Below are 2,453 nucleotides of genomic sequence, written 5' to 3'. Positions count from 1 at the left end.
CGCCCGCCTTTATGAATCATTTTATCCATCCAAATCTTAGAGTGTAAGAAATATTCTTTGTGCTTTAATAACTCATGCAACATTGTGCTTACATCTTTTGCACATGAATAACCGCCTGGTGCAGGCAAACCGGTACAATTTACAAACTGCGTATTTTCCATTTTAAGTTCTTTGGCTCGTTTATTCATTTTTTCAACAAAGCCTTCAACCGAACCGCATATATGCTCTGCCATAGCGACACATGAATCATTAGCAGAAGCTATAACTATGCTTTTTAGCAAATCGTTAACCTTGTATTGAGAATTTGCATCCAAAAAAGCTTGAGAACCGCCCATTGAAGCCGCATTTTCGCTTATGGTAACCATATCTTCAAGCGTCATTGCTCCGCTGTCAATGTGTTCGTAACAAAGCAATAATGTCATAATTTTAACCATACTTGCAATAGGCAATCTGGCATTTTCGTTATGAGCAAATATGACTGTTTTTGTGTCATAATCGCAAACATAAGCTGCTTTTGATGTAATCTTTACGCTTGATTTGAAATCCTTTTCTTCTTCTACCGCAGCATAAACATTAGCTTTATATAAAGAATTAAAAGCAAGCATTACACCAAAAACTGATATCAATATCAGAGAAAAAAGCATTGAAATCTTCTTTTTCATAAATGTTCCTCAAATAACTTTATTTGATTTTAGTTTTTCTCTGATGATGCCAAAATATGTATTTTAAAGGAATTTAAAGAGATATCACAAATGTCTTAGTGATAATTACAGCGATGATTGAAAGTAAAAGATTTATAACAATAAAAATTATAAAAAGCGCAATAAGTTCTTTTAGCATTATTTCATATTCTGTGCCTCTAAAACAAAAAGAACCGCAGTGGATATTATTAATAAGCCTTCTCATGCATACTGCCATACATCCTGTCAAAAAAAACAAAAGCACTAATTGAAACGGAATAAAAATAATTATCAAATTGACTATTCCGCCGCCGCCAAAAATACGTATAATCGCAATGGCGGCAAAGCCTGCAAGATATCCACGATAGATTATCAAAATAAAACCTAAAGGAAGCAAAAAGACGCTTGTCGTAACAGCAATAATTATCAAAAACAAAAGCAGCATTATAAGGGTATTTATAAAAAAAGCTGCAAAAAAATTTACATCTATATAAATCGATCTAAAAAAAATTAACTTTATCTTTTCTGTCGTCAATGCGCCGCTAATGTTATTTGCGCTGATAATACCTAAGATTATCCCGCCAATGACAAATACACCTATTACCAGATAAAATTTTAAATGGCGAGAAAAATGCTCATTAATAAAACCACCAATATCAAGTTTTAACATAATATATAATATGGAAAAATTTATATATTAATAACTTTTATTCTCTGGCGTATGCGATCTGCTGCCATACAGATAAATTCTTTATTAGTTGGCTTTCCTCTATATTCGTTAACTGTCTCACCAAATTCGGCTTTTAAAACATTTATATTGCCATTAAGCCATGCGGTATCTATTGCATTGCTTATGCTTCTCTCTACGTTTTGAGGTGTTGTATTATAGGTTTTAGCTATCCAAGGATATATTGTGTGTTTTAAGGAACAAAAGCTCCCGTCATTAATAACTAATAAAATAGCACTTTTTAGATAGTTAAATCCTTTTAAGGTGGGCATTAATTTTAGAGATAACAAATAGTTATAAATGCTTTTTTCAATATTCATAACACTATTTTGCCACATTGCTTAGTATGTAAAATGCCGCAATTTGTAATAAAAGGATAAAAATAATCTAAATTTATATGCGCTTATTCATTTATCATCCAATCAAGATAAACGCCAAAACCTTTTGTAGGGTCATTAATAAAAACATGAGTTACCGCACCTACAAGTTTGCCGTTTTGAATAATCGGGCTTCCGCTCATACCCTGCACTATTCCGCCTGTTTTTTGTAATAGTTCGCTGTCAACGACTCTGATTACCATACTTTTTTCTTCACTTGACCTTTGATAATTGGTCTTAATTATCTCTATGTCATACTGTTTAACTTCATCGCCAACAGTGGTTACAATTTTGGCTTTGCCTGGTTTTACAGCGCGTCTAGGACAAACTTCAATAGGCTTGGGAAACAAAGGATTGATTAATCTTTCATTCATTGAACCAAATACGCCAAACTTATTGTTCTTCTTTATTTCTCCTAATCTTTTGCCTTCTTTTAAAAACACACCCTTTATTTCACCAGGCGCACCTTTTTCACTTCTCTTTATACCTACGACATTGCATCTATAAATATCTCCTGATCTTACAGGTACCACTGTCAAAGTATCGGGATCGCAGATAGGATGACCTAATGCTCCAAAACTGTATCCGTTTTTGATTTCTTTAATAAATGTCAAAGTTCCGATACCCGCAGCACTGTCTCTTATCCATAATCCCAGCTTATATCTTCCG

4 protein-coding genes are annotated in these 2,453 nt (G+C 33.3%); all 4 read right to left on the bottom strand.

The features are described from left to right. The coding region (locus VIL26_01270; protein HEY8389573.1) for a serine hydrolase at positions 1 to 662 on the bottom strand (662 nt) is incomplete at its 3' end. 73 nt (positions 663 to 735) lie between these two features. Next, positions 736 to 1,350 carry a hypothetical protein gene (locus tag VIL26_01265; GenBank protein ID HEY8389572.1) on the bottom strand — a complete coding sequence of 205 codons (615 nt, stop codon included), beginning with the start codon at positions 1,348 to 1,350 and terminating at the stop codon, positions 736 to 738. A 20-nt stretch (positions 1,351 to 1,370) separates the two neighbouring features. After that, a complete protein-coding gene (locus VIL26_01260) occupies positions 1,371 to 1,727 on the bottom strand; it encodes a sporulation initiation factor Spo0A C-terminal domain-containing protein (protein HEY8389571.1) in 357 nt (118 codons plus the stop codon). An 83-nt stretch (positions 1,728 to 1,810) separates the two neighbouring features. Continuing rightward, positions 1,811 to 2,453 (bottom strand): SpoIVB peptidase (spoIVB, locus tag VIL26_01255; GenBank protein HEY8389570.1); only part of this gene is annotated, 643 nt, incomplete at its 5' end.

It is taken from the genome of Clostridia bacterium (assembly GCA_036562685.1).
In the GTDB taxonomy this organism is placed as follows: Bacteria; Bacillota; Clostridia; order Christensenellales; family DUVY01; genus DUVY01.
The sequence above is the reverse complement of the archived record's forward strand: the minus strand, read 5'-3'. Positions and strand labels throughout refer to the sequence as shown.